26 protein-coding genes are annotated in these 25744 nt (G+C 62.2%); 8 read left to right on the top strand and 18 right to left on the bottom strand.

The genetic code is table 11. The features are described 5' to 3' along the window. Positions 1–208 precede the first annotated feature (208 nt). The 6 genes from BM408_RS17705 to BM408_RS17680 form a co-directional block, all read right to left on the bottom strand. Positions 209–2050, bottom strand: a complete 1842-nt coding sequence (locus BM408_RS17705) for an O-linked N-acetylglucosamine transferase, SPINDLY family protein (protein ID WP_092131491.1) — start codon at positions 2048–2050, stop codon at positions 209–211. Between the two features lie 23 nt (positions 2051–2073). Beyond that, positions 2074–2997: an RluA family pseudouridine synthase gene (locus BM408_RS17700; protein ID WP_092131490.1), complete on the bottom strand. Its 924-nt coding sequence runs from the start codon at positions 2995–2997 to the stop codon at positions 2074–2076. Positions 2998–3015: 18 nt separating this feature from the next. Continuing rightward, on the bottom strand, positions 3016–3756 hold the full coding sequence (trmB, locus tag BM408_RS17695) for a tRNA (guanosine(46)-N7)-methyltransferase TrmB (protein ID WP_092131488.1): 741 nt from the start codon (positions 3754–3756) through the stop codon (positions 3016–3018). After that, the gene (gene gluQRS, locus BM408_RS17690; protein WP_092131487.1) at positions 3753–4742 is read right to left on the bottom strand and encodes a tRNA glutamyl-Q(34) synthetase GluQRS; all 990 of its coding nucleotides are present in this window, start codon (positions 4740–4742) and stop codon (positions 3753–3755) included. Before gluQRS ends, trmB begins: the two co-directional genes overlap by 4 nt. A 23-nt stretch (positions 4743–4765) precedes the next feature. Continuing rightward, a complete protein-coding gene (locus BM408_RS17685) occupies positions 4766–5836 on the bottom strand; it encodes an NAD(P)/FAD-dependent oxidoreductase (protein ID WP_092131485.1) in 1071 nt (356 codons plus the stop codon). 435 nt (positions 5837–6271) lie between these two features. Beyond that, positions 6272–7225, bottom strand: coding sequence for a LysR family transcriptional regulator (locus tag BM408_RS17680; protein WP_092131484.1), 954 nt, complete (start codon positions 7223–7225; stop codon positions 6272–6274). Positions 7226–7381: 156 nt separating this feature from the next. On the opposite strand from BM408_RS17680, the gene BM408_RS17675 reads away from it, so the two are divergent. The 6 genes from BM408_RS17675 (at position 7382) to BM408_RS17650 (ending at position 11321) form a co-directional block, all read left to right on the top strand. Beyond that, entirely contained in the window at positions 7382–8083 is a 702-nt protein-coding gene (locus BM408_RS17675; protein WP_092131482.1) for a pirin family protein, read from the top strand. A 141-nt stretch (positions 8084–8224) separates the two neighbouring features. Continuing rightward, positions 8225–8620 carry a DoxX family protein gene (locus BM408_RS17670; RefSeq protein ID WP_092131481.1) on the top strand — a complete coding sequence of 132 codons (396 nt, stop codon included), beginning with the start codon at positions 8225–8227 and terminating at the stop codon, positions 8618–8620. 124 nt (positions 8621–8744) lie between these two features. Further along, complete coding sequence (locus BM408_RS17665; protein ID WP_092131479.1) at positions 8745–9299, top strand: flavodoxin family protein; 555 nt, start codon at positions 8745–8747, stop codon at positions 9297–9299. A gap of 28 nt (positions 9300–9327) precedes the next feature. Next, complete coding sequence (locus BM408_RS17660) at positions 9328–9735, top strand: OsmC family protein (protein ID WP_092131478.1); 408 nt, start codon at positions 9328–9330, stop codon at positions 9733–9735. Next, positions 9732–10616, top strand: a complete 885-nt coding sequence (locus tag BM408_RS17655) for a pirin family protein (protein ID WP_092131476.1) — start codon at positions 9732–9734, stop codon at positions 10614–10616. The genes BM408_RS17660 and BM408_RS17655 overlap by 4 nt, the downstream gene beginning before the upstream one ends. A gap of 9 nt (positions 10617–10625) precedes the next feature. After that, on the top strand, positions 10626–11321 hold the full coding sequence (locus tag BM408_RS17650) for a DUF599 domain-containing protein (RefSeq protein ID WP_092131475.1): 696 nt from the start codon (positions 10626–10628) through the stop codon (positions 11319–11321). Between the two features lie 6 nt (positions 11322–11327). Here BM408_RS17650 and egtB read toward each other — a convergent pair whose 3' ends face one another. Both egtB and BM408_RS17640 read right to left on the bottom strand, forming a co-directional pair. Continuing rightward, on the bottom strand, positions 11328–12671 hold the full coding sequence (egtB, locus tag BM408_RS17645) for an ergothioneine biosynthesis protein EgtB (RefSeq protein ID WP_092131473.1): 1344 nt from the start codon (positions 12669–12671) through the stop codon (positions 11328–11330). Positions 12672–12771: 100 nt separating this feature from the next. Next, entirely contained in the window at positions 12772–13581 is an 810-nt protein-coding gene (locus BM408_RS17640) for a sulfurtransferase (protein ID WP_175541840.1), read from the bottom strand. Positions 13582–13664: 83 nt separating this feature from the next. On the opposite strand from BM408_RS17640, the gene dnaE reads away from it, so the two are divergent. Beyond that, positions 13665–17147, top strand: a complete 3483-nt coding sequence (gene dnaE, locus BM408_RS17635; protein ID WP_092131470.1) for a DNA polymerase III subunit alpha — start codon at positions 13665–13667, stop codon at positions 17145–17147. Between the two features lie 82 nt (positions 17148–17229). Here dnaE and tolA read toward each other — a convergent pair whose 3' ends face one another. The 10 genes from tolA to ribD form a co-directional block, all read right to left on the bottom strand. Next, on the bottom strand, positions 17230–18117 hold the full coding sequence (gene tolA / locus BM408_RS17630; RefSeq protein WP_092131469.1) for a cell envelope integrity protein TolA: 888 nt from the start codon (positions 18115–18117) through the stop codon (positions 17230–17232). A 24-nt stretch (positions 18118–18141) separates the two neighbouring features. Then, positions 18142–18582, bottom strand: coding sequence for a biopolymer transporter ExbD (locus tag BM408_RS17625; RefSeq protein ID WP_092131467.1), 441 nt, complete (start codon positions 18580–18582; stop codon positions 18142–18144). Positions 18583–18600: 18 nt separating this feature from the next. After that, entirely contained in the window at positions 18601–19293 is a 693-nt protein-coding gene (gene tolQ, locus BM408_RS17620; RefSeq protein WP_092131466.1) for a protein TolQ, read from the bottom strand. 13 nt (positions 19294–19306) lie between these two features. Further along, positions 19307–19741, bottom strand: coding sequence for a YbgC/FadM family acyl-CoA thioesterase (locus tag BM408_RS17615; protein ID WP_092131464.1), 435 nt, complete (start codon positions 19739–19741; stop codon positions 19307–19309). Beyond that, the gene (locus tag BM408_RS17610; protein WP_092131463.1) at positions 19738–20934 is read right to left on the bottom strand and encodes a pyridoxal phosphate-dependent aminotransferase; all 1197 of its coding nucleotides are present in this window, start codon (positions 20932–20934) and stop codon (positions 19738–19740) included. The genes BM408_RS17615 and BM408_RS17610 overlap by 4 nt, the downstream gene beginning before the upstream one ends. A 10-nt stretch (positions 20935–20944) precedes the next feature. Then, a complete protein-coding gene (nusB, locus tag BM408_RS17605) occupies positions 20945–21472 on the bottom strand; it encodes a transcription antitermination factor NusB (protein WP_092131461.1) in 528 nt (175 codons plus the stop codon). A 45-nt stretch (positions 21473–21517) separates the two neighbouring features. After that, a complete protein-coding gene (ribH, locus tag BM408_RS17600) occupies positions 21518–21982 on the bottom strand; it encodes a 6,7-dimethyl-8-ribityllumazine synthase (RefSeq protein WP_092131460.1) in 465 nt (154 codons plus the stop codon). 62 nt (positions 21983–22044) lie between these two features. Then, entirely contained in the window at positions 22045–23151 is a 1107-nt protein-coding gene (gene ribBA / locus BM408_RS17595) for a bifunctional 3,4-dihydroxy-2-butanone-4-phosphate synthase/GTP cyclohydrolase II (RefSeq protein ID WP_092131458.1), read from the bottom strand. A 3-nt stretch (positions 23152–23154) separates the two neighbouring features. Further along, a complete protein-coding gene (locus BM408_RS17590) occupies positions 23155–23802 on the bottom strand; it encodes a riboflavin synthase (RefSeq protein WP_092131457.1) in 648 nt (215 codons plus the stop codon). Between the two features lie 108 nt (positions 23803–23910). After that, positions 23911–25032, bottom strand: a complete 1122-nt coding sequence (ribD, locus tag BM408_RS17585) for a bifunctional diaminohydroxyphosphoribosylaminopyrimidine deaminase/5-amino-6-(5-phosphoribosylamino)uracil reductase RibD (protein WP_092131455.1) — start codon at positions 25030–25032, stop codon at positions 23911–23913. A 79-nt stretch (positions 25033–25111) separates the two neighbouring features. On the opposite strand from ribD, the gene BM408_RS17580 reads away from it, so the two are divergent. Next, complete coding sequence (locus BM408_RS17580; protein WP_175541835.1) at positions 25112–25735, top strand: GspH/FimT family pseudopilin; 624 nt, start codon at positions 25112–25114, stop codon at positions 25733–25735. The last annotated feature ends 9 nt before the right edge of the window (positions 25736–25744 follow it).

Raw genomic sequence — 25744 nt, 5'->3', positions numbered from 1 at the left:
AAGTCACAAAGTGGCGAAAAAGAGGAGTGGGCTGAGCGCAGGAGTCGGAAAAACGCTGCCGAATGCGCTGCGATTTCGGCGGTTTTGTCGCCTGGATTCTGATCAGGTGGCCGGTATTTCGGCCTGGGGACGGTGCTTGCTTGTGCTGACCTGTCTTGTGTCTATCGGCAGTTCCATACCCGATAGGCAATCTCCAGGCGATGAATCGTTAGTCCGGCGAGACGTCGATGCGGGCAGGTGCTTTACCTTGGGAATGGCGCTCCCAAGCGGCAAGCAGCCCTCTTTCCAGGGCAAGTACGTGCTTGCGCTGATCAAAAAGCGGTGAGGTAGCTACCAGGCCGCGCAGCCGGGTTTTCAGCGCCTGCAATTCGGCGGGGTGATTGGCGTAGAAAACCGCCTTTTGCTCAAACTCTGCAAATGTCGAGCTGGTCAGCTCAGGGGTACCGTGCGTCAGCAGAATGCTCGCCAGGTTGCGTGATGCCACGCTTTGCCCTTCTATGCCCAGCACCGGAATACCCTGGCACAAGGCATCGATGGCATTGGCGGCGAGGCCATACGGAAACGGTGACAGCATCAAATCAAGATGTGCTGTTCGGGAGAGATGGGCTTCGGGCGAAATAGCCGGCGCAAACAGAAGCCGGTCTTGCGAGAGGCCCTTTGCGGCCCAGTGCTGCCGCAAGCTCTCTTCGTAAGCCGGAGTGGCCGCGAGCAAGACCAGTATGCTTTCGGGCGCCTGTTCAATGATCCGCATTCTTGATGCGAACATTTCAGGGGACATCCGGTAGCTTCTGGACCAGTCTCCCATCACGACGGCGTTTTCAGGCCACCCTAGTTCGCTTCGGGTCACACTGTGATGCGACGGCGCCAGTGGGGCGCAAACATGATAAGAGTGCGGCAAGGCCAGCACTGCCTCGTCGAAATGAATTTCAGCGCCGGGAGGCACTACATGCTGATCGAAGATTGCGTAATCCAGTTCAGGAAAACACAGAGGGCCGGCGTAGTCCAGGTAATGAATCTGGACAGGTGCGGGGCGCATGGCCAGCACCGGCAGTGGTGTGTGTTCCGTGTGTCCCCCGCAACAAATCAGAATATCGATGCCGTCGCGCCTGATGAGCTCCGCGATGTCCCGAAATGGAAGATGCGCTACCTCCCGAGCGTGATCGCAACCGGCTCGCAGGCGCTGTCCAATGGCGCTTTTTGCTTCTGGTGAAGCGAAGTAGCCATACACCTCAAACTGCCTGCGGTCGTGCAGCGCGAATACGCCGTCGATCAGTAACCCGGTCGGGTGTTCTCTAAAGCTGCTGGAAAGGTAGCCCAGTCTCAAGGGTTTGTGATCCGGTCGTATTTCGCGGTGCGGCGCCGGCAGGGCTTTTGAAAATTGCGAGGCGTCTTTTTCGAGCAGCTCTTTGGAGTGAATGCGGCTCACGATCTGGTGTAGTGAGGGGTCATCCCAGACCGCAAGGGGAAGCAGTGTGAATCCGCCATTCACCTTGTCGCCGGCCCGCCAGTGGTATGCCATCTGCCTGGTGATGGCGTCTATGTCCACGTCCCATACGGCGTCCGCCCGCAAGGCAAAGAGCAGCCACGGATTCATCAATGCCTCATCAAAAGTCCCTTGGGCATGAGCGTCAAGCGCCAGCATGGCGGCCTGGCGATAACGATGCTGTCGTATCAGTGTGGGAAACAAATTCTGAACGGCCATGGAAAACTGCGGAGCCAGATCGACGGCGTGCTGCAAATGCACCCGCGAACCTTCGAGGTCTTCTTCGCGCAGGCAATTTCCAAGATTGACCAACGTATTCACATGGTCGGGATCGATGCGAAGCGCCTTGTAAAACCAGACTTTGGCGTCGTGAAGGGAATTGCGCTTCAAAAAAGTGCAGGCCAGCAGATTGCAGACCTCCGCCTCTTTCGGAATAAGCCGGTGGGCTTCCAGGCAGAAGCGAGCTGCCAGTTGGTATTCCTGTGCGTCGAATGCCCGGTAGGCCGAAGCAAGAAGGAGCTTTCCCCGCGTGCGCTTGCGATCTTCCTGGTTTCGGGTTTTGGGCATTGCTGGATTTTGTCGTCTTGTGATCAGGACGTGAAATCCAGTCCCAGGGAAAGCCCGAGGCGCGTATGAAACGCCCGGAGTTCGCCCGTGAAGGGGTCCCTGAAGCTCACGGCTTTGGCCAGAAGTTGCAGCGGCCGACTGTAGTCGTCGTCAGGGGTGGGGTGTACCGGCGGGTAAATCCGGTCATTGGTGATGGGGATGCCCAGGGCGTTCATATGCACCCGCAGTTGGTGTTTTTTGCCGGTAACGGGGCGCAGGGCGTAGCGCGCCAGCTGGGTGCGGGGTGACGTCTCCAGCAGGTCGATATGGGTCTCGCTGTTGGGTTCGCCCTCGGCTTCGCATTGCCGGAAGAAGGGCTCTCCCTGCACGATCCGGCTTTTGCGGGTCAACGGGAACTGAATGTCCGCGCGCCAGGGTGCGATGGCTTCGTAGTCCTTGCTGACCTCGTGGCGCCTGAAAAGCGCCTGGTAGGCATCGCGCTCCCTGGGTTGTACTGAAAACAGCACCAGGCCCGCTGTTTCACGGTCTATGCGGTGAATCGGGATGAGGTCTTCCAGGCCCAGGCTGTTTTTGAGCCGCACCAGCAGGGTTTCCTGCAGGTAATGACCCGAGGGTGTGACGGGTAAAAAATGGGGTTTGTCGGCAACCACCAGGTGTTCGTCTTGCCACAGCACGCTGGCTTCAAAGGGCACGCGGGGCTCATCATCCAGGGCGCGGTAGTAGTAGACGCGCATATGGCCCCGGTACGGGCGTTCGGGGGTGACGGCCTCGCCGAACTCATCGGCCACCAGCTTGTCCGCCATGCGCTGCAGCCAGACCTCACGCGAGATCGCGGGAAAGCGCTCTACAAGGAAATCCGTGATGGTCGGCCAGTCGCCTGCCGGCAGGCCCACACAACTGGGGCTGACGCCGTTGCGCGCCGGCAAGCTGTGGGCGGGCCCGTTCACACCTGTACGAACGGCTGTTTACACACGGGTGAACACCACGTCCCACACACCGTGCCCGAGCTTGATGCCGCGGTTTTCAAACTTGGTCAGGGGCCGGTAGGCCGGCTTGGGGGCGTAGCCGCCCTGGGCCTGGTCGGCTGTGTTTTTGAGCAAGGGCTCGGCGGCCAGCACTTCAAGGATCTGCTCGGCGTAAGGCTGCCAGTCGGTGGCGCAGTGCAGGTAGCCGCCGGGTTTGAGGCGGGCGGCCAGCTTGGCGATCAGCGGCTGCTGGATCAGCCGGCGTTTGTTGTGCTTTTTCTTGTGCCACGGGTCGGGGAAAAAGATGTGCACGCCGTCCAGGCTGGACTTCGGCAGCATGTCGTCCATCACCTCGACCGCGTCATGCTGCAGGATGCGGATGTTGGAGAGGTTTTGCTCGGCTATCCGTTTGAGCAGGGCGCCCACACCGGGCGTGTGCACTTCACAGCAAAGAAAGTTTTTGTCGGGCATCAGCGCGGCAATGTGGGCCGTGGCCTCGCCCATGCCAAAGCCTATTTCGAGCACGGTGGGGGCCGTGCGCCCAAAGGTGCTTTCAAAGTCGAGCGGTGCGTCGGCGTAGGGCAGTAGAAACTGGGGCCCTACATCGGCAAAGGCTTTGGCCTGGCCGGCGGTGGTGCGGCCGGTGCGGCGCACAAAGCTACGGATTTTGTGGGGCGGGTGGGTGTCGGTCGGCGCGTCTTCGGGTGGCGAAGGCGGCACTGGGGGGAGGGTTTCAATCACCCGGCAATTTTAGTCGCCCAAAGCGGTATCGCCTGCTGCAGCCACGCGGAGGGGGAGTCCGCACTTGCCATGCGCTCGGTATCCAGCCCCAGCGCCTCGCCAGCCTGCGCCAGCAGCCGCAGCGGCTGGGCCGTATCCAGCGCCTGGGCGCCGTTTTGTTTGGAGAGCTTTTCGCCGTTGGCGCCCAGCACCAGCGGCGTGTGCAGGTAGCGTGGTGTGGGCAGGCCCAGCGCGCGTTGCAGCAGGATTTGCCGCGCCGTGTTGTCGGCCAGGTCTTCGCCGCGCACGATGTCCGTGATGCCCTGGTCGGCGTCATCCACCACCACGGCCAGCTGGTAAGCCCACAGGCCGTCGGCCCGCTTGAGCACAAAGTCGCCCACTTCGCGGCCGACGTCTTGCGACTGTGGGCCCAGCAGGCGGTCATGCCAGGCGATTTCGGCGTTTTCACCAGTTTGGGCTTTTTTTGCTGTCGAGGTTTTTGCTATTAAATCAGGAGCTTCGTACGCTAGTGAATACTGGTCAAAACCGCGATTTGGCTCATAAATATCGGCGCGAAACCGCCAGGCGCGTGCCGCACGCCCATGCAGACCGCCGCGGCAGGTCCCCGGGTACACCAGCTCGCCGTGCCGCTCCCGCGCCTGCCCGGCGGCGGCAAGCGCCAGCGCGATGTCCTGCCGCGTGCAGGCGCAGGGGTAAGCCAGGCCACGGGCGATCAGTGAATCCAGCGCTTGCTGGTACAAGTCGCCACGCTGCGACTGGTAAACCGGCGGCTCGTCAGGCACCAGGCCGCAGTGGGCCAGTTGCTCAAGAATGAGCTGGTCGGCGCCGGGCACGCAGCGCGGCGTATCCACGTCTTCGATGCGTACCAGCCAGCGGCCCTGGTGCGCGCGGGCATCCAGCCAGCTGGCCAGGGCGGCGACCAGCGAGCCCGCATGCAGCGGCCCCGTTGGCGAAGGGGCAAACCGGCCCCGGTATGCGGCCTCCATACCCTAACCCTCGACTTCGCGAGTCAGGCCAGAGCCAAAGCCATTTCAAGGCCCGACACAAAGCCGTCCTCGACACGGTGCCCCAGGCACCAGTCTCCACAAACGCCGATGCGGGATTTGGCGTCCCAGATGTGGCTTTTGCCCAGGGGCTGCATCGTCTGGGCATGGCGCCAGCGGTGCACCACCGCATGGGGCGGCTCTGCGCGTATGCCGGTGACTTCGGTGAATGCTTTCAGCAGCTTGGCCTTGACGCGCTCGCCGTCGTCTTCCAGGTGGCGCTCCGACCATTCAGGGCTGGCCTGCACCGTCCAGCGCTCGATCGGGCTGCGACCGGGCTTGGACGACTCGCGTGCCAGCCAGGCGATGCGATGATGGGTGCTGCGCGCCGCATTCCAGTGGGGCCCCAGGTGCGCCATGGTGGGCTGCAGCGCTTTCGGAAAGGCCAGCATCAAAGTCCAGCAGGGCGCCACGCTGACGTCCGACAGCTGGGCCAGCAGCGGCTTGCCTTGCTGCGAGCTGAGTAGCAGGGCTTGCGCCTGTGCGGAAGGAATGGCCAGAACGACAGCATCAAAACCCGAATGGACCCGGCTGCCGGCGCCTTCGGTTTGCAGCTGCCACTGCTCGGCATGCAGTTTGTCGGGCTCGATCCGCACGACTTCGGTCTCCAGCACCAGCCGGCCGGCGGCGGCCAGGGGCTGCGCCCATTCCTTGACCAGTGCATTCATGCCCGGGGTGGCGACCCAGTGGGCTTCTTTGGGCGGCAGCGCTGAAGCCACCACGCGGCCCAGCTCGTCCAGTATGCGTACGGTGTTGGCGCTCCAGGGCCGCACCAGCTTTGTGGCCGTGGCCAGGGCTTTTTCAAAGCGCGCGTCGCGCACGGTGAAGTACTGGGTGCCGTGGTCGAAGCCGCCGAATTCGCTTTCACGGGTGGCCATGCGCCCGCCGGGCACTGTGCTTTTCTCGAAGACGGTGACGTCATGCCCGGCCTGCACCAGTGTGCGCGCGCACGCAACGCCGGCAATGCCCGCGCCCACCACGGCAATGCGGCGCGGGGCCGCGGATTCAGGAGATCGGATGCTGGATTTTTTGGCCATGTCTTTGTGCTTATTTTGGGTTGATGAATGGGGCGGCTTGCGGCTTTCGCATGCAGCTCACGGCCCCCGGCGTTGGTCATCTCATCTCAACCATAAACGAAAATTAAGAACCTGTTTACGATTTAAACGGCGCCGCGCAAGCACCTTATCGGGATGGGATGCAAGGCGCGGTGCGCTGCCCATAGCACCGCTATGGGCTAGCGCCGCAACGCCGCAGACCGCCCGAGAAGGCGCTTGCCCTCCGGGTTGGGGTGAAATCGGGCGATTGAGCCACCCGGTCACTTGCATGGGCATGAGCCCAAGCAGCGTGCCCGGTCGGCCCACTCATCCCGATTGCACCCCAACGCGGCCCCGTTTAAATCGTAAACAGGTTCTAGGCACACTCTACACGCAGGCGCGGCGTATGCGCACGGATTGCGTCGCGACTACGGGTTTTCATACAGACTGCTCGCGCTCCAGCAGCGCTTTTCGCGTGCCGGCATTCTCCAGCTGCTTGAGCCACCACTGCAGCGCGCGCCCCTCTTTGCCGTCGGATGCGCGCAGCCACGCATAGCTCATGGGCACCTGGCGCGGCGCGCGCTGCATGCGCTTTTCCACCAGCCTGCCGGTGATGACATGCGGGCGCGCCAGGTATTCGGGCAGGAAGCCGCCGCCCAGCCCGCGCAGCTGTGCGTGCAGCTTTTCCTGCATGCCGGGCACGGTAAAAATGTCCTGCCCGCCCAGCAGGCCTATGGTGACGCCGCTGCCGCGCTGCACCGAGTCGGCCACCGCCACGGCACGGTGCGGCATCAGCATGTCGTCTGTCACCGGCTCGGCGGCCTTGGCCAGCGGGTGGTGCGGCGCCACCACATAAATGAAATGAATGGTGCCCAGCGTCTTGTGTAGCACCGCAGTGTTGACGGCCGGCTCGATGGCCACGCCGATGGCGATGTCGGCCTGGCCCGAGGTTAGCGCCTCAAGCGTGCCTGACAGCGCTTCTTCGCGTATGCGCAGGCGGGTAGGCGGGTTCAGCGCAAAAAAGGCCTCGCACAGCTCCATCACCGTTGTGCGCGAGATCACGCTGTCTACCGCCAGCGTGAGTTCCGGCTCCCAGCCGGTCGCCACGCGCTTGACGCGGTTGGCCACGGCGTCAAGCTCCGCCAGCAGGCGGTTGCCTTCGCGCAGCAACTCCTTGCCGGCTTCGGTCAGCTTGGCCTGACGGGAAGAGCGGTCAAACAGCAATACGTCCAGTGCGTCTTCGACCTGGCGGATGCGGTAGGTGAGGGCGCTGGGCACCACCCCCAGCTCCCGCGCGGCGGCCGCCATGCTGCCCGCGCGGTCCACGGCGCCTATCAGGCTGATGGTTTCGGGCGTCAGCGCGTCGCGCACCCGGTTATTGATCGTTGCCATTGTTGTTCACTGAACTCAAGATGATTCAAATAATTTGAATGATGCCATCAAACAGGAGCAATGGAAAGCAGGCCCTTGAAACCTACATTGGAGTCATCACAAACGAACTTCACCTGTTTTTCACTCGTTTCCAACGCACCTTGAAAGGAGCACCTCATGATGACCTTAAGAACTTCCAGCGAACGCGGCTACGCAGACCACGGCTGGCTCAAGTCGTTTCATTCCTTTTCTTTTGCCGGCTATTACGACCCGGCCCACATGGGCTTTGGCAACCTGCGCGTCATCAACGAAGACCGCATTGCCGCCGGCCGCGGCTTCGGCACGCACGGCCACAAGGACATGGAAATCATCAGCTACGTGCTGAGCGGTGAGCTGGCCCACAAAGACAGCATGGGCAACATCAAAGGCATCCCGCCCGGTGACGTGCAGCGCATGAGCGCAGGCACGGGCGTGCAGCACAGCGAGTTCAACCACGCAGAAGGCCAGACCACGCATTTCCTGCAGATCTGGATCGAACCCAATGTGACGGGCATTCCCCCCAGCTACGAGCAAAAGACGTTTGCCGACGCCGAAAAACGCGGAACCTTGCGGCTGGTGGCATCGCCCGATGGCGGCCAGGGCTCGGTGTTGATTCATGCCGACGCGAGGATTTACGCCGGCCTCTTTGACGGCGCCGAAACGGCGACTCTGGCCATGGGCGCCACGCGCAAGACCTATGTGCACCTGATTCGCGGGCAGCTTGAAGTCAACGGCCAGGTGTTAAAGGCCGGCGACGCCGCGGCGTTGCAGTCCGAAGGCACGCTGACGCTGGCCAATGGCCAGGACGCCGAAGTGCTGGTGTTTGACCTGGCGCCTTAATGCACTGAGTGCACTGAGGCCCGATAACACCTTGTAACCCATCACCCGGGGCAAGCGCTGAAAGCGTACAGGCGTACAGCGCTTGCCCAGAGTGTTTTTTTCCTCCATCATTTCCCCGTTTACTTTTTATAAGGACTCACCATGCTCAATTCCCTGCAAAACCCTCTGTCCCTGATCGGCCGTCTGCTGCTGGCCTTGCTGTTTGTCCCTGCCGGCTTTTCCAAGATTGCCGGCTTTTCGGGCACGGTAGGCTATATCGCGTCCAAGGGCGTGCCGCTGCCCGAAGTCGCTGCCGCTATTGCCATCGCGGTCGAGCTCGGCTTGGGCATCCTGCTGGCGGTGGGCTTTCAGACACGCTGGGCCGCGCTGGCCATCGGCCTCTTCACGGTCGTCATCACCTGCATCTTCCATGCGTTCTGGACTGACCCCACGCAACAAATGATGTTCTTCAAGAACATGGCGATCGCCGGCGGCCTGTTCAGCATCGCGGCTTTCGGCGGCGGCGCCTGGAGCCTGGACGGCAAGACCAGGGGCTGATCCACGCCCACAAGGCTGCGGTGGTGCATGATGCGCCGCCGCAGCCTGTTTTTTTTGGCTGCGTTTGAACGCATTTCCGATTCATCTTTTCTTCTTTTTCCTCTTTTCACCCAAGCGAGACTGAATGCCAAAAATTGTCGTGGTGTACCACTCCGGGTATGGCCATACCCAGCGCATGGCGCAATCAGTGGCTCAAGGCGCAGATGCCGAACTGCTGGCGATCGATGGGGACGGCAACCTGCCCGAAGGTGGGTGGGAGATGCTGAACGCCGCAGACGCCATCATCATGGGATCGCCCACCTACATGGGCAGCGTCAGCTGGCAGTTCAAGAAATTTGCCGATGCTTCTTCCAAGCCCTGGTATGCCGAGGCCTGGAAAGACAAGCTGTTTGCCGGCTTTACCAACAGCGCCGCCATCAGCGGCGACAAGATGTCCACGCTGAATTACCTTTTTACCCTGGCCATGCAGCATGGCGGCATCTGGGTCAGCCAGGGCGTGCTGCCCAGCAACAGCAAGGCGGCGGTACGCAATGATGCCAACTACCTGGGCTCATACAGCGGGGCTGTCGCACAATCTCCCTCTGATGCCGGCGCCGGCGAAATGAATGCCGGTGACCTCGACAATGCCCGCAACTTCGGGCAGCGCGTGGCGGGCATCGCCGCGCGATTCGCTCCCTGATCCATCTTTCTTTTTTACAGGAATTGTCATGACCGTTGAACTCAGGCGCAACCTTCCAGCAGAGCTGGCACAGCATCTGCAAATCCGCAGCCACGAGCTGATCAGCGACGCCACGCTCGCAGAAGGCGGCGACGATGCCGGCCCCTCGCCCCATGACCTGTATGACGCGGCGCTGGGCGCCTGCAAGGCCGTGACGGTGATGTGGTACGCCCGCAAGAAGGGCATTCCTGTCGACGAGATCAAAACGCGTGTGGAGCGCGACGACTCCCAGGAGCGCGCCGGCGTTTACAAGCTGGCCACCAAACTCCAGATCAAGGGCGCTTTGACCGACGCCCAGTTGCAGGAGCTGCATACCGTGGCGCAAAAATGCCCGGTGCACAAACTCATGAGCACCGTGACAACGGAAATCACGACCGAGGTGGAGCGCCTGGCATGAGCGTTGCACTGAAACTGACAGGGCATCACAAGGACCTGGGCGGCGGTTTCATGGTGCGCCGCCTGCTGCCTTCGGCGCAGCAGCAGTCCGTCGGCCCCTTCATTTTCTTTGATCATTTTGGCCCTGTGACCGAACAGCCGGGGACCAACCACGACGTGCGGCCACACCCGCATATCGGCCTGGCGACGGTGACCTACCTGTTTGAGGGCGCGATGATGCACCGCGACAGCCTGGGCTCTGCCCAGCGCATAGAGCCGGGCGCCATCAACTGGATGACGGCAGGGCGCGGCATTGTGCATTCGGAGCGCGCGCCGGAAGACCTGCGCGGCACCGCGTATGTCAACCACGGCCTGCAGCTGTGGGCGGCTTTGCCCAAGGAGTTTGAGGAAACGGCGCCAGGGTTTTCGCACACGCCGGCGGAGACGATTCCAACGGCAACTGTCGACGGTTCGGCCGTGCGCGTCCTGATTGGCGAGGCGTTTGGCAAGACTTCGCCCGTCAAGACTTTCTCCAAAACCCTTTACCTGGATGTAGCGCTCACGGCCGGTACGCCGTTCACCTTGCCGCCGCTTGCGGAGCAGATGGCGCTGTATTCGGTGGATGGCGATCTCCTGGTGGAGGGTGAACCGCTGGCTGCGCACACGTTGGCGACTCTCTCGCCCGGTGCTGCGGTGCAACTCAGCGCCAATGCTGCGACGCGCCTGGTGGTGATAGGCGGCGACGCGCTGGATGCGCACCGCTTTATGTGGTGGAACTTCGTCTCCAGCCGCAAAGAGCGCATCGTGCAGGCGGGTGAAGACTGGGCCGCTCAAACCATGGGGCAGGTACCTGGCGAGACTGAGTTTATCCCGCTGCCTGAGCGGAAATTCACGGCCAGTTGAGATCACGCGATGCAAATTTTTACGCTGCTTCCCTGGACCGACTGGATGGCGATTGTCTGGTTCTTTCTGGGCTGGGCGGGCTACGCCTGGTTTGCCCGGAATTACGGCGTCAAACGCTCGTCTTTGCTGCTCACCACCAATCGCTACCGGCACTACTGGCTGCTGCAAGCCACGTCGCGCGACCCGCGGGTGATAGACGGCATCATCACGCAGAATCTTTCGAGCACGCCGGCGTTTTTTTCGTCGACCACGATCATCATCATCGGCGGCTTGTTCGCCCTGCTGGGGACTACGGACAAGGCGGCCGAACTGGTGCGCGAGATTCCGTTTGCCGTGCGCACCTCGGTGCTGATTTTTGACCTCAAGGTGCTGATGATGGTGGGCGTGTTTGTCTACGCCTTTTTCCGTTTCAGCTGGTCGATGCGCCAGTACACCTTTGTGGCCTTGCTGATTGGCTCCATGCCGTCGCCGCAGGAGTTTGAGGTCGGCAAGTTTGACCGCGAGGCCTTCGCCACGCGCGCCAGCCGCATGGTGGGCCTGGCGGCGGAGACCTTTAACGACGGGCTGCGGGGCTACTACTTCAGCTTTGCCATCATGGCCTGGTTTTTTTCGACCTTTGCATTTGCGCTGGCCACCGCGGTGGTCGTGCTGATTCTCTACAACCGCGAATTCAACTCCGACGTGCTCGGCGTTTTGCGCGACTGAGCTGGCTTAGCGCGGCAGGTCGCGTGCCAGCCGCAGGCCGCTGAACTGCCAGCGTGCGTCGGGCGGGAAGAAGTTGCGGTAGCTGGCGCGTATGTGGCTTTGCGGCGTTGCGCACGAGCCGCCGCGCAGCACAAACTGGTTGCACATGAACTTGCCGTTGTACTCGCCCACCAGGCCTTCCCAGGGCTTGTAGCCGGGGTAGGGGTTGTAGTTGGACTGCGTCCATTCCCAGACATCGCCAAACATCTGCGCCGGCATGCCCTGGCTGCTTTCCTGCTGCGGCAGCGGGTGGTAGGCGGCCTTTTCGACGAAGTTGCCTTGCGGCGCCGGACTGGCCGCTACGCTGCGAGCCGCGAGCTCCCATTCGAATTCGGTCGGCAGCCGCGCGCCAGCCCAGCGCGCGAAAGCGTCGGCTTCAAAGTAGCTGAGGTGGCAGGCCGGCGTGTGCGGGTCCACATCGATCAGGCCTTGCAATGTGAAGTGCTGATAGCGGCCCTCGTGTCCTTCATTCCCCTGCCAATAAAAAGGCAGGCCGACCTTGTTTTCCACTACCCAGTCCCAGCCCATGGAAAGCCACAACTCGGGCCGCTGGTAACCCTTGTCGGCGATGAAAGCCATGATCTCGCCGTTGGTCACCGGCCGGCTGGCCAGCTCGAAGGCCGCCACATACACCTTGTGGCGAGGCGTCTCGTTGTCAAAGGCAAATTCGCCGTCGCGTGCAGCGTCAAAGCCATGCTCCACCAGGCCCGCCTCATGGCGCAGCCAGTTCACCGGCTGCGGATGGATGCCGGCCAAGGGCCAGCGGCTTGCATAAGCGGGCCGTGCGGGGTTAAACGACAGCGCATGCTTGATGTCCGTCAGCAGCAGTTCCTGGTGTTGCTGCTCATGGTGCAGGCCCAGGGTGACCAGCTCGGCCAGTTCCCGTTGCTGAGCGGCATCTGAGCCGGACTCGACCCGCGCAATCACTTCCAGCATGCGCAGGTTGACCTGTGCGCGGTAGGCCAGCACTTCATCCAGCGACGGCCGGCTGATCAGGCCGCGTTTGGGCCGCGGGTATTTGTCGCCTACGCCGTTGTAGTAGCTGTTGAACAGCACGCGAAAGCTGGCGTCGAAAGGCGTGAAGCCGGGCTCAAAGCGCTCCAGGATGAAAGTTTCGAAGAACCAGGTCAGGTGCGCCAGGTGCCATTTGGCAGGGCTGGCATCCGGCATGGATTGCAGCTGGCAGTCCTCGGGGCTGAGTGGTTTGATCAAGGCCTCGGTCTGCTGGCGCACTGCGCTGAAGCGTGCCGCCAGCGCGGAAGGCAGGGGCTGAGCGGAGGCAGCGCGTGAATGGGACGATTCTTTAAGCATGGTGGCTACCGTGTGAATACCGTTTGGGAAGGGGTAACGGCTGGCTGAAAACGGGTGGGCGCTGTGGGCGACTCAAAAAGCTTCGCACAGCGTTTGGGGCTCAACTGTCAGACAAGGCCCCGACCGCCGCGTGCCGGCGGCCGGAAGGGTTGGGGCCGGGCGGTTTGGGCGTCGGGCTGACCTGGGGTTTGAGGGCCGGGTCCAGCGCGCGCCGCTCGTCAAAAACAAAACATTCGCCCTCGAAATGCGCATGCCCGCTTTCCTCGAAGTACTTGAGGATGCCGCCTTCGAGCTGGAAAACATTGTCGACACCGGCTTCGCGCATGAAGATGGCCGCCTTCTCGCAGCGGATGCCGCCAGTGCAAAAACTCACCACGGTTTTGCCGGCCAGTTCCTGCCGGTGGTTCAGCAGCGCTCCGGGAAATTCGGTGAACTTGCTGATGCGCCAGTCGATGGCATTGTGAAAGGTGCCGACATCCACCTCAAAGTCATTGCGTGTGTCCAGCGTGACCACCGGACGGCCGGTGTCGTCGTGCCCGGCGTCCAGCCAGCGCTTGAGCGTCGTGGCGTCTACCGCCGGCGCGCGGCCCGCAGCCGGCTGGATGGCGGGGTGGTTCATGCGGATGATCTCCGGCTTGACCTTGACCAGCAGCTTGCGAAAGGGCTGGGCGCCTGACCAGCTTTCCTTGGTTTCCAGGTCGGTAAAACGGGCATCCCGTTTTAACCATGCCAAAAAATCATGAATATCGCCGGCCGGGCCTGCCAGGAACAGGTTGATGCCTTCTTCCGCCAGCAGCACCGTGCCCTTGATGGCGCGCTGCTGCAGGACTTCGGCCAGGCTGGCTTGCAGCGCCGCAGGATCCGCCAACGTGACGAATTTATAGGCTGCAATGTTCAGAATTTGCATGATCTGGTGGATTGTAGGGAGGCATGCAAGGCATTGCACGGTGTAGTGGCGCCTAAGCGGGCAGCCCCGGCCCTAAAATGACTCGCATGTTTGTCCATTTGCGCCTTCACACCGAATTTTCAGTCGTCGACGGCACCAACCGCATCGATGAAGTCGTAGCCGCCGCCGCTGCAGACCGGCAGCCCGCACTAGCCATCACCGACCTCTCCAATCTTTTCGGCACCGTCAAGTTCTACAAGGAAACCCGCGGAGCCGGCGTCAAACCGCTGATAGGCGCCGATCTCTGGGTGCAAGTGCCGGGTAAAGACGCCGGTGCGCCCGCCGCCCGCCTGCTGCTGCTGGTGCAAAGCCGCCAGGGCTACCTCAATCTCTCCGAAATCATCACACGTGCGTGGACCAAGAACGTGGTGCGCGACCAGGCGGTGGTCAAGCTCGAATGGCTGCAGGAGCTTAACGAGGGTTTGATTGCCTTGTCGGGCGCGCAGGGCGGGGCCGTGGGCCAGGCACTGGTGCAGGGCGACAGCGCCCGCGCAGTGGAATGCGCGCTGTACTTTGCAAGCCTCTTCCCCCATCGCTTTTATCTGGAGCTGCAGCGCGCCCAACGGCCTGACGATGAGCGCCATGTCACGGCCGCCGTTCAGCTGGCGGCGCGGCTCAAGCTGCCGGTGGTGGCCACGCACCCGGTGCAATTTTTGACCTACGACGACTACGAGGCGCATGAAGCGCGCGTCTGTATCTCGGAAGGTGAAATCCTTGGCAACTCGCGCCGGGTGCGCAAGTTCACGCGTGAGCAGTACTTCAAGTCCAGCGCGCAGATGGCAGAGCTTTTTGCCGATGTGCCGACCGCCCTGGCCAATACGCTGGAAATCGCCCGGCGCTGCAACCTCACACTGGAGCTGGGCAAGCCCATGCTGCCCGACTACCCGACGCCTGAAGTCAATGGCGTGCGCATGCCGATCGACGAATACTTCCGCCATGCCTCGTTCGAAGGGCTGGAAGAACGCCTGGCGCACCTGTACCGCGACGCGGCGGTGCGCGACCAGAAGCGTCCCGAATACGTGAAGCGGCTCGAATTCGAGATCAACACCATCCTGAAGATGGGCTTCCCGGGCTACTTCCTGATCGTGGGCGACTTCATCAACTGGGCCAAGAACAACGGTTGCCCGGTGGGGCCGGGCCGGGGCTCGGGTGCGGGCTCATTGGTGGCTTACTCGCTGAAGATCACCGACCTGGACCCGCTGCAGTACAACCTGCTGTTCGAGCGCTTCCTGAATCCGGAGCGGGTGTCCATGCCCGACTTCGATATCGACTTCTGTCAGGGCAATCGCGACCGCGTGATTGACTACGTGAAAGACAAATACGGCAAGGATGCCGTGAGTCAGATCGTGACCTTCGGCACCATGGCCGCGCGCGCGGCCATCCGCGACGTGGGCCGTGTGCTGGACTTCCCTTACGGCTTTTGCGATGGCATTTCCAAGCTGATCCCCAACAAGCCGGGCCAGCACATCACGATCGAACAAGCCAAGGAGCAGGAGCCCATCCTGGCCGAGCGCGAGCGCAAGGAAGAAGACGTGCGCACGCTGCTGGAGCTGGCGCAAAAGCTCGAAGGCCTGACCCGCAACGTCGGCATGCATGCCGGGGGTGTGCTGATTGCACCCAGCAAGCTGACCGACTTCTGCCCGCTTTACGCCCAGCCCGGCAGCGATTCCGCCGTGAGCCAGTTCGACAAGGACGACGTGGAGGCCATTGGCCTGGTCAAGTTCGACTTTTTGGGCCTGGCGACCTTGACCATCCTGGAAATTGCCCGGGAGTTCATCATTGCCCGCCACCCGGCGCAAAAGGACTTCAAGTTTGAAGACCTGCCGCTCAATGACCGCAAGGTCTACGAGCTCTTCGGCAGGGGTCAGACCGAAGCCGTGTTCCAGTTTGAAAGTATCGGCATGCAGCGCATGCTCAAAGACGCCAAGCCGGACCGCCTTGAAGACCTGATTGCCATGAATGCGCTCTACCGGCCAGGGCCGATGGAGCTGATCCCGACCTACATCGCGCGCAAGCAGGGCAAGGAAGTGCCCGAATACCCGGACCCGCGCGTCAAGGCCATCCTGGAAGAGACCTACGGCATCATGGTCTACCAGGAGCAGGTGATGCAGACCGCGCAGATCCTGGGCGGCTATTCGCTGGGTGGTGCCGACTTGCTACGCCGCGCCATGGGCAAGAAGAAAAAAGAAGAGATGGACGCCCAGCGCGAGGTGTTCCGCAAGGGCGCGGGCGAGGGCGGCCTGAGCCTGGAGAAAGCCGACGAGGTTTTCGACCTGATGGAAAAGTTTGCGGGCTACGGCTTTAACAAGTCGCACTCCGCCGCCTATGCACTTTTGGCCTACCACACGGCCTGGCTCAAGGTGCACTACACCGCCGAATTCTTCGCCGCCAACATGACGGTGGAAATGGACGACACCGACAAGCTCAAGGTCTTGTTCGGTGACGCGCAGAAGATGGGCATCCAGTTCGAGTCGCCTGACATCAACCGCGGCGACTACCGGTTTGAACCTATCAGCGCGACTTCGGTGCGCTATGGCCTGGGGGCCATCAAGGGCACCGGCCAGCAGGCGATTGCGGCCATCGTGGCGGCGCGCAAAGAGGGCGGCCCTTTCACCTCGCTCTACGATTTTTGCGTGCGTGTGGACCGCAGCCGGCTGAACAAACGTACGGTCGAGGCACTCATCAAGGGCGGCGCCTTCGACAATCTGCAGCTCAACCGCGCTTCCTTGCTGGCGTCGGTGGACCGCGCCTTTGAATTTGCCGTGGCGACCGAAGCCAATGCCAACCAGGGCGGACTGTTTGACATGTCCGACTCGCATGCGGCCAGCACGCAGGAGCCGCCGCTGGTCGAGGCCATGCCTTTCGGTGTGAAGGCGCGGCTGGTGCAGGAGAAAACCGCGATCGGCTTTTACCTCTCGGGCCATCTGTTTGACGAGGTGGAGACCGAAGTCCGGCAGTTCGCCAAACGCAAGCTGGAAGACCTGATCGACTCGCGCGAGCCGCAACTGCTGGCCGCCATTTTGAGTGACCTGCGTGTCATCAATGGCAACCGCGGCAAGCTGATTATTTTCAAGCTCGACGACAAGACCGACGTGCTTGAAGCGTCGGTCGACGAAACCGTGTTCAACGCGAATCGCAACCTGCTCAAGGATGACGAGCTGGTCATCGTGCAGGGCACGCTGCAAGGCGCATCCGAGCGCTTCGGCCGCCGTTTCAAGGTCACGCAGGTGTGGGACCTGGAGACCGCCCGCTGCAAATTCGGCAAGTATTTGCGCGTGGCCGTCAATGGCAGCGCACCCGACATTTCAAGACTGGTGCGCGATTTTCCGCCGCGCCGCGAAATGTCAGACCAGGGCGAACTTGTTCGCGGCCTGCCGGTGCGCCTGAGCCTCAGGCGGCAAAACAATGTGGGCGGTGCAACAGCCGAGGTTCAGCTGGGCGAAGCCGCCAAATTCTTCCCGACAGATGCGGCGCTGGCCAGTTGGATGGCGCAGGCCGACCGGGGGCTTGTGCAGATTGTCTATGAGTGAAATCGGGCTCTAGTCCAATCAGGACGAGCGTAAGCTGCTAGTTTTTTGATAGCGGATACGTTTTGGCCAAATCTGGCCAATTTCAGTCTTTAGGCCTGAATTCCAGGATCATGGGCGTCGGAACCCGGCCGTCCACATCGCGCGGCATGGTGCCGGTGCGGATGATGGCCTTGATCACCGCGTCATCCCAGGCCTTGTTGCCGCTGGATTTCACCAGGCGCTGGCTGAGGACAGTGCCGTCCAGCGTGGTGCGCACTTCCACCTCGGCGGTGGGGTTTCCGGTGATGTCATCGGTGAACACGATATTGGGAACAACCTTGGCCCTGACCTTGCCGCCGTAGCTGGCTGACGGGCCTTTGGACGCTGTGGCCGTACCCGTCGCAGTCGCGCCACCGGTAGCGCCGGCCTGGCCCATCATGCGCCTGATGTTGTCATCACGCTGCTTCTTCGCCGCGGCTTCAGCCTGCTTTTGCTTCTCGTCCTCTTTGGCGTCCTGCTTTTTCGCTTCGGCCTTTTTGGCGTCTTCGGCGGCCTTGCGCTTGGCCAGCTCTTCCTTGGCCTTCTGGTCTTTCAGCTCTTTTTCTTTCTTCGCCTGCAGCTCGGCTTTGAGCTTTGCCTGCCGCTGGTTCTCGGCCTCTTCTTTTTGTTGTTGCAGCAGCTTGCGTTTTTTCTCCTGCTCCAGCGCGATATCGACCTTGGGTGCGGGCGGCGCTGTGACTACAGGCGCGGGGCGCGCGGGTGGCGGCGGTGGCGTGGAGGGCGCTTCAATCAGTTTGGGCGCCGCAGCCTCGGGAACGCTGGACCAGATTTCGGCCTCAAACGAAGCGGCTTTGTCAGTGCGCTTCCAGTTAATGCCCCAGGTCAGAGCCCCCATGAGCAGCAGGTGAGCCAGCAGCGCCAGCCCGAATGCGCGCACCGACCCCGAGTCGCGGGGCGGGCCAAATTCAAGGCGGTCTGCGGCGCTGGGCATGGCGAACTCTGGTCGGCCTGGCGGCTACTTGTTGCCGGTTTGCACCGAAAGGCCCACGCGTGACACCCCGGCTTTTTGCAGGTTGTCCATGACCTGGACCACGGTTTCGTACTTGATGGACTTGTCGGCGCTGATCACCACGGGCACAGCCTGCGCGCCTTCGGCCTTCACGGCCGGCTCCAGCCGCGCGATGTCGGCGGCGACGTTGCGCACATTGCTGGGCACGCTGTCGGTCTTGATCTTGATCTGCACGGTTTCGTCCTTGCTGATCAGGATTTGCACCGGGTTCTGCGGCTGGCTGGGCGCCTTGCCGACCTTGGGCAGGGCGATCATGCTGGGCGTGATCAGCGGCGCCGTCACCATGAAGATGATGAGCAGCACCAGCATGACGTCGATAAACGGCACCATGTTGATTTCACTGATGGTGCGCCGGCTGCGGCCGCGGCGGGAGTTGACTGCTGGCATCGCGGTCTCCTTACAGCTCTAGTGGCCTGAGGGTGATTGGGCGCCCAGGTTGCGCTGCAGGATGTTGGAGAACTCTTCAATGAAAGTCTCCAGCCGGTTGGCCACGCGGTCGATGTCGTGCGAGAAGCGGTTGTAAGCGACGACTGCCGGGATGGCGGCGAACAGGCCGATGGCGGTGGCCACCAGTGCCTCGGCAATGCCGGGCGCCACCGTGGCCAGCGTGACCTGTTCCAGAGCCGCCAGGCCGGTGAAGGCGTGCATGATGCCCCAGACCGTGCCGAACAGGCCTACGTAAGGCGATACCGAGCCGACCGTGGCCAGGAAGGACAGGTTGGCTTCAATGGCGTCGAGTTCACGCTGGTAGCTGGCGCGCATGGCGCGGCGTGCGCCGTCCAGCAAGGTGCCGGGGTCGGTGATGTGGCGCTCGCGCAGTTTCTGGAATTCACGCATGCCGCTGGCAAAAATCCGTTCCATCGGGCCGGAGTGTTTGGCGTTTTGGGCGGCGCCGGCAAAGAGGTCGTTCAGGCTGGTGCCGGACCAGAATTCGCGGTCGAATTCGTCGTTGAGTTTTTGCACCTTCTTCAGTGCAATGATCTTGCGGAAGATCGCGGCCCAGCTGGCAATGGAGACGCCGACCAGCAGCGCCACCACGGCCTGCACCACCCAGCTGGCATTGAGGATGAGGCTGACAATGGAGAGGTCTTGGTTCATGTTGAAGCTTTTCTCACGTTTTCAGGCTGTCAAGAATGGATGCGGGAATGCGCCGGGGTTGAAGGCTGGCCGCGTCGACCCAGCCTATCCGTATCGTGCCTTCACAGAGCAGCGGGTTGGCGTTTTCCGCCGTCTGCTCTGTTTTTAATAGCGCTTCCTGCCTGATTATCATGGACGCGCGGCCCGATTCGACCAAGGCTGCCGTAACAATCAGTTCATCGTCCAGCCGCGCCGAGCGGTGGTAACGGATGCTGGTTTCGGCCACCACAAAGATGCCGCCGGTGCTCTCCTGCAGGCGCTGCTGTTCGATGCCCAATGATCTGAGCCATTCGGTGCGCGAACGTTCAAAAAATTTCAGGTAGTTGGCATAAAACACAATGCCGCCGGCGTCGGTGTCTTCCCAGTAGACCCGCAGGAGCCAACTGAAAACCCGCTCGCCTGCGGTCATGCCAGCACCGCCTTGAGCCGGGCCACGGCCTCCTGCAACTGCGCCATGGAGTTCGCCGTGGAAAAGCGGATGAATTTCTCTGGTGCCGCCAATCCGAAGTCGCGGCCTGGCGTAACGGCCAGATGGGCGCGCTTCATCAGCTCAAAAGCAAAGTCCCAGCTCCCACTCACGCCCAGGCGTTTGGCGGCCTCGGTGCAGTCGGCATAGGCGTAGAACGCACCGTCAGGCATCACAGGCACCGTGAGGCCGAGGCGGTTCAGCTCAGGAATGAAATAGTCGCGGCGCGCCTTGAACTCGGCACGCCGGCGCTCGTATTCGCGCAAGCTGTCGGCCTCAAAGCAGGCGAGGGCGGCATGCTGGGCGACCGTGCTGGCGCAGATAAAGAGGTTTTGTGCGATGCGCTCGATCACCGGCGCAAGGGCTTCGGGCACGACCAGCCAGCCCAGCCGCCAGCCCGTCATGTTGAAGTACTTGCTGAAGCTGTTAATGCTGATGACGCTTTGGCCCAGTTCACCAGGCATGGCCAGCGCCGAGTGCCCGAAATGCTCTTCGTAGCTCAGGCCCAGGTAGATCTCGTCGATCAGCGTGATGCCGCCGCGGCTGTGTACGAACTCGTGGATGCGCTGCAGCTCTTCGGGCGCAATCGAAGTGCCCGTCGGGTTGGAGGGCGAGGCCAGCAGCACACCGCGTGTCTTGGGGTTCCAGGCTGCTTCCACCTTCTCGCGGGTGAGCTGAAAGCGCTCTTCTGCCGTGGTCGGTACCAGCACCGCTTGGCCTTCCGCCGCACTGACGAAATGCCGGTTGCAGGGGTAGCTGGGGTCGGGCATCAGGATTTCGTCGCCCGCCTCGATCAAGGCCAGGCAGGCCAGTTGCAGTGCGGCCGAGGCGCCCGCCGTGATGACGATGCGGCTGGGCGCCACTTGCGCGCCAAAGCGCGAGGCATACCAGGCGCTGATGCGCTCGCGCAGGGCCGGCAGGCCGGTGGCCTGGGTGTATTGCGTTGTGCCATTTTCGATGGCGCGTGCCGCGGCTTGCTGCACCAGCGGCGGAGCGGTGAAGTCCGGTTCGCCGATGTTCAGGAAGATCATCGGCTTGTTGCTGTGGGCGAACTCCTGGGCCAGGGCCGAAGCGGCCTTGGCCACTTCCATGACGTAAAACGGCTCAATGCGCTGAGCCCGCTGGGCGATCTTCATGGCCGGCCCTTCACGCCGGCGTTTGCCTGGACTTGTCGGCAGCGACTTCAGCCGCGCGGAGTGCAGGCGCCATTTTGTTCAGCACGCCATTGACGTATTTGTGGCCGTCGGTGCCGCCGAAAGCCTTGGCAAGCTCGATACATTCGTTGATCACGACGCGCCAGGGAACATCCAGGCAGTAGGTGAATTCGTAGGCACCTATCCAGAGCACAGCATGTTCGATGGGCGAGATCTCGGCCATGGGCCGGTCCAGTAGAGGCGTGATCTGGGCGTCCAGGGTTTTTGCGCCTTCAATGCAGCCGTGCAGCAGGGCGTCGTAATGCGCGGAGTCGGCCTTGTGAAAACCCACCAGGTCACGGGTAAAGGCGTCGATCGAGTCGGCCTCGTTGCGGCCCACCAGGTGCTGGTAGAGCGCCTGCAGGGCGAATTCGCGGGCACGGGTGCGGGCCGATTTGTCTGCCGCTTTCTTCACACCCGTGTCGGTCAGGCCGGTGCGGGTTTGGGGAGGGCGTTTGGGTTTGATGATGGGATCAGCCATGAAAAGTGCCAGTCGGGTTAAAGGTGTGAGAGCTGAATCGAAAGCTCAGGCAATTTCATTGATCAGGTTGGCCATTTCGACGGCCACGCGGGCGGCGTCACGCCCTTTTTCAGTCTGGCGGGCTTGCGCTTGCGCCAGGTTTTCCGTCGTCAGGATGGCGTTGGCGATCGGCAACTGGTAGTCCAGCGCCAGGCGGGTAACGGCCGCGCCGCTTTCGTTGGCGACCAGCTCGAAGTGATAAGTCTCGCCGCGGATGATGCAGCCCAGCGCAATCAGGGCATCGTACTTGTCGCTTTCGGCCAGGGCCTGCAGGGCGCAGGGCACCTCCAGCGCGCCGGGCACCAGGACGTGACGGATGTTGTCTTCGTGCACACCCAGGGCCGCGAGCTCGTGCTTGCAAGCGTCGGCCAGGGTGTTGGTGATGCTTTCATTGAAGCGCGCCTGCACGATGCCGATGGAAAGTTTTCTGCCATCCAGCTTGTCGGCTGTACCTTTTTCTGCTCCGAACACGGTGAGTCCCTTTTGATTGATTTGTAGTTGATAGATTGATGAATAGATAAATAAGGGGAAAGTCAGTCTTTGGTGATGTAACCGACGATCTCGAGGCCATAGCCCGTCATGCTGGGCATGCGGCGCGGGTTGCCCATCAGGTTCATACGGTGCACACCGCATTCGCGCAATATCTGCGCGCCCACGCCGTAGGTGCGCAGGTCCATGCGGCCACGCTCGGGCGCCTGGCTGGCGCGCGCGGTGCCTTCAAACTGGGCCAGTAATTGCGCCGCGCTTTCGCCGCAGTTCAGCAGCACGGCCACGCCTTTGCCTTCGTCTGCGATGTGCTTGAGGCTCTGGTCCAGGCTCCACGAATGCATGGGGCGGCCCGTCTCCAGCACATCAAGCACCGACAGCGGCTCGTGCACGCGAGCGGCCACGACGTCGTTGGCAGACCATTCGCCTCGCACCAGGGCCAGGTGCAGGCCCTGGCTGGGCTTGTCCCTGAAAGCATGGGCGGTGAATTCACCAAAAGCAGTCTGGAGAGTGCGGCAACCGATCTTTTCCACCAGGGAGTCGTTGCGGCTGCGGTGCTCGATCAGGTCGGCGATGGTGCCTATCTTCAGGCCATGCTCGGCGGCAAACAGCAGCAAATCCGGAAGGCGCGCCATGGTGCCGTCGTCCTTCATGATTTCGCAGATCACGGCTGCCGGGGAGCAGCCGGCCATGCCGGCGAGGTCGCAACCCGCTTCGGTATGGCCGGCGCGCATCAGCACGCCGCCGTCGACTGCCTGCAAGGGGAAGATGTGGCCGGGCTGGACGAGGTCGCTGACTTTGGCGTTTTTGGCGACGGCGGCCTGCACGGTGCGGGCACGGTCGGCGGCGGAAATACCGGTAGTCACGCCTTCAGCGGCCTCAATGGACACGGTGAACGCCGTCGAGTGTTTGGTGCCGTTGCGGGTGGCCATGGGCGGCAGTTGCAGCAACTCGCAGCGCTCGCGGGTCAGGGTCAGGCAAATCAGGCCGCGGCCAAAGCGCGCCATAAAGTTGATGGCCTCGGGCGTGACGTGGTCCGCTGCCAGCACCAGGTCGCCTTCATTCTCACGGTCTTCTTCGTCGATCAGGATGACCATGCGGCCGGCGCGCATGTCGGCAACGATGTCTTCAACAGGGGAGATGGCAGTGGTCATGGTTCAGAGGGTTTTGATGTTTTTGTGAGGGTCGTTGAGCATACGCTCTACGTAACGCGCGATCAGGTCGATTTCCAGGTTGACGCTGGAGCCTGCGGCCAGTTCGCCCAGTGCGGTGTTTTCGACGGTGTGGGGAATCAGGTTGATGCTGATTTCGCTGCCGCCGGCTTCGTCGGCCAGGTCAAGGACCCGGTTGACCGTCAGGCTGACACCGTTGACGGTGATGGAGCCTTTGTAAGCCAGGTATTTGCTCAGTTCGCGCGGGGCGCGTATGCGCAGCTCCCAGCTTTCGCCCACTTGCGCAAAGTGCGTCACGCTGCCGATCCCATCGACATGGCCCGACACGATGTGGCCGCCCAGGCGGTCATGGGCGCGCAGGGCTTTTTCGAGGTTAATGGGGCCGGTTTGCGCCAGGCCGGTGGTTTTGGCCAGGGATTCGGCGGAAATATCGATAGTGAAACGGTGGTTAGCCAAGTCCAGCGTGGTGGCTGTCATGCAGGCGCCGTTCAGCGCAATGCTGTCTCCCAGGCCCACGTCATCGAGGTAACCCGCAGGCGCCTCAATGGTGAGCCGCTTGCCGTGGTCTGAAGAGCTGCCCAGGCTATGGATGGCGACGATGCGCCCCATGCCGGTAATGATTCCGGTAAACATGCCGCCATTTTCGCAGGGAATCGGGGCTGCGCGTGGAGAAAGGGCACTATTGACCCGGATTGGCCGGGAAAAGCGATTCAGGCCCGCCGGGCCTGCGTCAGGAGCCGGCTAGAACTGGTCCCGGCCCACGCCGCGCGCGAGCACACGCAAGTCGGCGCCGACCATTTCAGTGGAAAGAAACCGCAGGGGAAGCGCATCGGACAACTGCTGCAGCGGGCCGAAAGAGGCCATGCCTTGCCCGGCACCGAGCAGCTTGGGGGCGAGATAGACCAGAATTTCATCCACCAGGCCTTCGCGGATCAGTGAACCATTGAGTTTGTTGCCGGCCTCGACATGCAATTCATTGATTTCACGGCGGGCCAGATCCTGCATCAAGGCTGCCAAATCGACTTTCCCCTGGGCGTTTGGCAAATAACTCACTGTCGCGCCCAAGGCTTTCAAGGCGGCCTCGCGGGGTTCGTCCCTCACGGCGGTGTAGATCCAGATTGCACCGCCCGATTTGAAGATTTGTGCGTCAGCCGGGGTCTGGAGCTGGCTGTCCACGATGATGCGATAAGGTTGTCTTGGCGTGTCAACCAGCCGGACGTCCAGCCGCGGGTTGTCTTGAAGCACGGTGCCAATGCCGGTCAGTATGGCGCCGGCGCGTGCGCGCCATGCGTGGCCGTCAGCACGCGCGTCGGGTGAGGTGATCCATTGGCTCTGGCCGTTGTCAAGCGCCGTGACGCCGTCCAGCGAGGCGGCAATTTTCATGCGAACCCACGGCGTTTTGCGGACCATGCGGCTAAAGAAACCAATATTGAGTTCTCTGGACTCCGCTGCCCCCGGGCCTACTTCCACTTCGATTCCCGCTGCCCGCAGGCGCTCAAAGCCCTGTCCGGCAACCAGCGGGTTGGGGTCTGCAATCGAAGCCACAACTTTTTTGATCCCCGCGGCGATCAATGCGTCGCAGCAGGGGCCGGTGCGCCCGTGGTGGGAGCAGGGCTCAAGCGTGACGTAGGCGGTAGCGCCTTTCACGGGGTAACCCTTGGCCGCGGCGTCCTGCAGCGCCATGATCTCGGCATGGGGGCCGCCAGCGCGTTGCGTTTGACCCTGGCCGAGTATGCGTTGCCCATCGACAATTACGCAGCCAACGCTCGGGTTGGGCGGGGTAACGGCTCTGGCGGCGTACGCCAAACTGAGCGCAAGAGCTGCCGCGTTTGATGGGTCTGAGGGGGGGGTCGGGTTTGTCATAGTGCCGCTTGGCGAGCCGGTGCAACCGCTCGTCAGTACTGTAACCGCTGTACTGCTTGCCGTCATTAAGATGCCAGGCATGAACGGTCAGCCCTCCCCCGCGATTGCCCTTGCACATTGCTCTCGCTCTGCGCCATTGCCCGCAGGGCCGCGAGCGCGGGAGCGAGGATTCACGATCATTGAGTTGATGGTTGTGGTGGCCATTGTGGGCATACTCGCCGGGCTTGCCGCGCCTTCTTTTTCTGACCTTCTGCGGCGCAACCGGTTGGCTTCGGCCTCATCCGCACTGCAGGTGTCGCTGAGTCTGGCGAGGTCGGAGGCTGTCAAGCGCGGATCAGATGCGCGGGTAACGGTCGCCGCTAACGGGACTGCCGGGGTCTGGACCAATGGGTGGACCGTATTTGTTGACAAGACCACCACCGCCAATGCCGGTGTTGGCCCTACGGCCGACAGTGGCACGGTGACCCGCCTCGAGGTTGCTGGCGTGCCATCCCTTCCGGTCAGCACTGCCCAGACCGGGACGCTGAAGTACTTTTCCTATAACGGGCAGGGGCGGCTGATTGACGTTTCGGGGGCGGCGGTGGTTGACCGGTCATTCTGGTTCTTCGATGGAACCAGTCAAAAGTACTGCCTGGTGATCAATAACACGGGCAGGGTTCGGACCACGCGTGTTGAGGCGGCCCAGAGCTGCCCTACCAATTGATGGCGCCTA

Source organism: Polaromonas sp. YR568 (assembly GCF_900116715.1).
Lineage (GTDB): Bacteria > Pseudomonadota > Gammaproteobacteria > Burkholderiales > Burkholderiaceae_C > Polaromonas.
The sequence above is the reverse complement of the archived record's forward strand: the minus strand, read 5'-3'. Positions and strand labels throughout refer to the sequence as shown.

Bases quoted from the DNA above. Each gene is read 5' to 3' on its own strand.
- BM408_RS17705 (WP_092131491.1), bottom strand. From the start codon at position 2,050: ATGCCCAAAACCCGAAACCAGGAAGATCGCAAGCGCACGCGGGGAAAG.
- gluQRS (WP_092131487.1), bottom strand. From the start codon at position 4,742: ATGGAGGCCGCATACCGGGGCCGGTTTGCCCCTTCGCCAACGGGGCCG.
- BM408_RS17685 (WP_092131485.1), bottom strand. From the start codon at position 5,836: ATGGCCAAAAAATCCAGCATCCGATCTCCTGAATCCGCGGCCCCGCGC.
- BM408_RS17680 (WP_092131484.1), bottom strand. From the start codon at position 7,225: ATGGCAACGATCAATAACCGGGTGCGCGACGCGCTGACGCCCGAAACC.
- BM408_RS17675 (WP_092131482.1), top strand. From the start codon at position 7,382: ATGATGACCTTAAGAACTTCCAGCGAACGCGGCTACGCAGACCACGGC.
- BM408_RS17670 (WP_092131481.1), top strand. From the start codon at position 8,225: ATGCTCAATTCCCTGCAAAACCCTCTGTCCCTGATCGGCCGTCTGCTG.
- BM408_RS17665 (WP_092131479.1), top strand. From the start codon at position 8,745: ATGCCAAAAATTGTCGTGGTGTACCACTCCGGGTATGGCCATACCCAG.
- BM408_RS17660 (WP_092131478.1), top strand. From the start codon at position 9,328: ATGACCGTTGAACTCAGGCGCAACCTTCCAGCAGAGCTGGCACAGCAT.
- BM408_RS17655 (WP_092131476.1), top strand. From the start codon at position 9,732: ATGAGCGTTGCACTGAAACTGACAGGGCATCACAAGGACCTGGGCGGC.
- BM408_RS17650 (WP_092131475.1), top strand. From the start codon at position 10,626: ATGCAAATTTTTACGCTGCTTCCCTGGACCGACTGGATGGCGATTGTC.
- egtB (WP_092131473.1), bottom strand. From the start codon at position 12,671: ATGCTTAAAGAATCGTCCCATTCACGCGCTGCCTCCGCTCAGCCCCTG.
- dnaE (WP_092131470.1), top strand. From the start codon at position 13,665: ATGTTTGTCCATTTGCGCCTTCACACCGAATTTTCAGTCGTCGACGGC.
- tolA (WP_092131469.1), bottom strand. From the start codon at position 18,117: ATGCCCAGCGCCGCAGACCGCCTTGAATTTGGCCCGCCCCGCGACTCG.
- BM408_RS17625 (WP_092131467.1), bottom strand. From the start codon at position 18,582: ATGCCAGCAGTCAACTCCCGCCGCGGCCGCAGCCGGCGCACCATCAGT.
- tolQ (WP_092131466.1), bottom strand. From the start codon at position 19,293: ATGAACCAAGACCTCTCCATTGTCAGCCTCATCCTCAATGCCAGCTGG.
- BM408_RS17615 (WP_092131464.1), bottom strand. From the start codon at position 19,741: ATGACCGCAGGCGAGCGGGTTTTCAGTTGGCTCCTGCGGGTCTACTGG.
- BM408_RS17610 (WP_092131463.1), bottom strand. From the start codon at position 20,934: ATGAAGATCGCCCAGCGGGCTCAGCGCATTGAGCCGTTTTACGTCATG.
- nusB (WP_092131461.1), bottom strand. From the start codon at position 21,472: ATGGCTGATCCCATCATCAAACCCAAACGCCCTCCCCAAACCCGCACC.
- ribBA (WP_092131458.1), bottom strand. From the start codon at position 23,151: ATGACCACTGCCATCTCCCCTGTTGAAGACATCGTTGCCGACATGCGC.
- BM408_RS17590 (WP_092131457.1), bottom strand. From the start codon at position 23,802: ATGTTTACCGGAATCATTACCGGCATGGGGCGCATCGTCGCCATCCAT.
- ribD (WP_092131455.1), bottom strand. From the start codon at position 25,032: ATGACAAACCCGACCCCCCCCTCAGACCCATCAAACGCGGCAGCTCTT.
- BM408_RS17580 (WP_175541835.1), top strand. From the start codon at position 25,112: ATGAACGGTCAGCCCTCCCCCGCGATTGCCCTTGCACATTGCTCTCGC.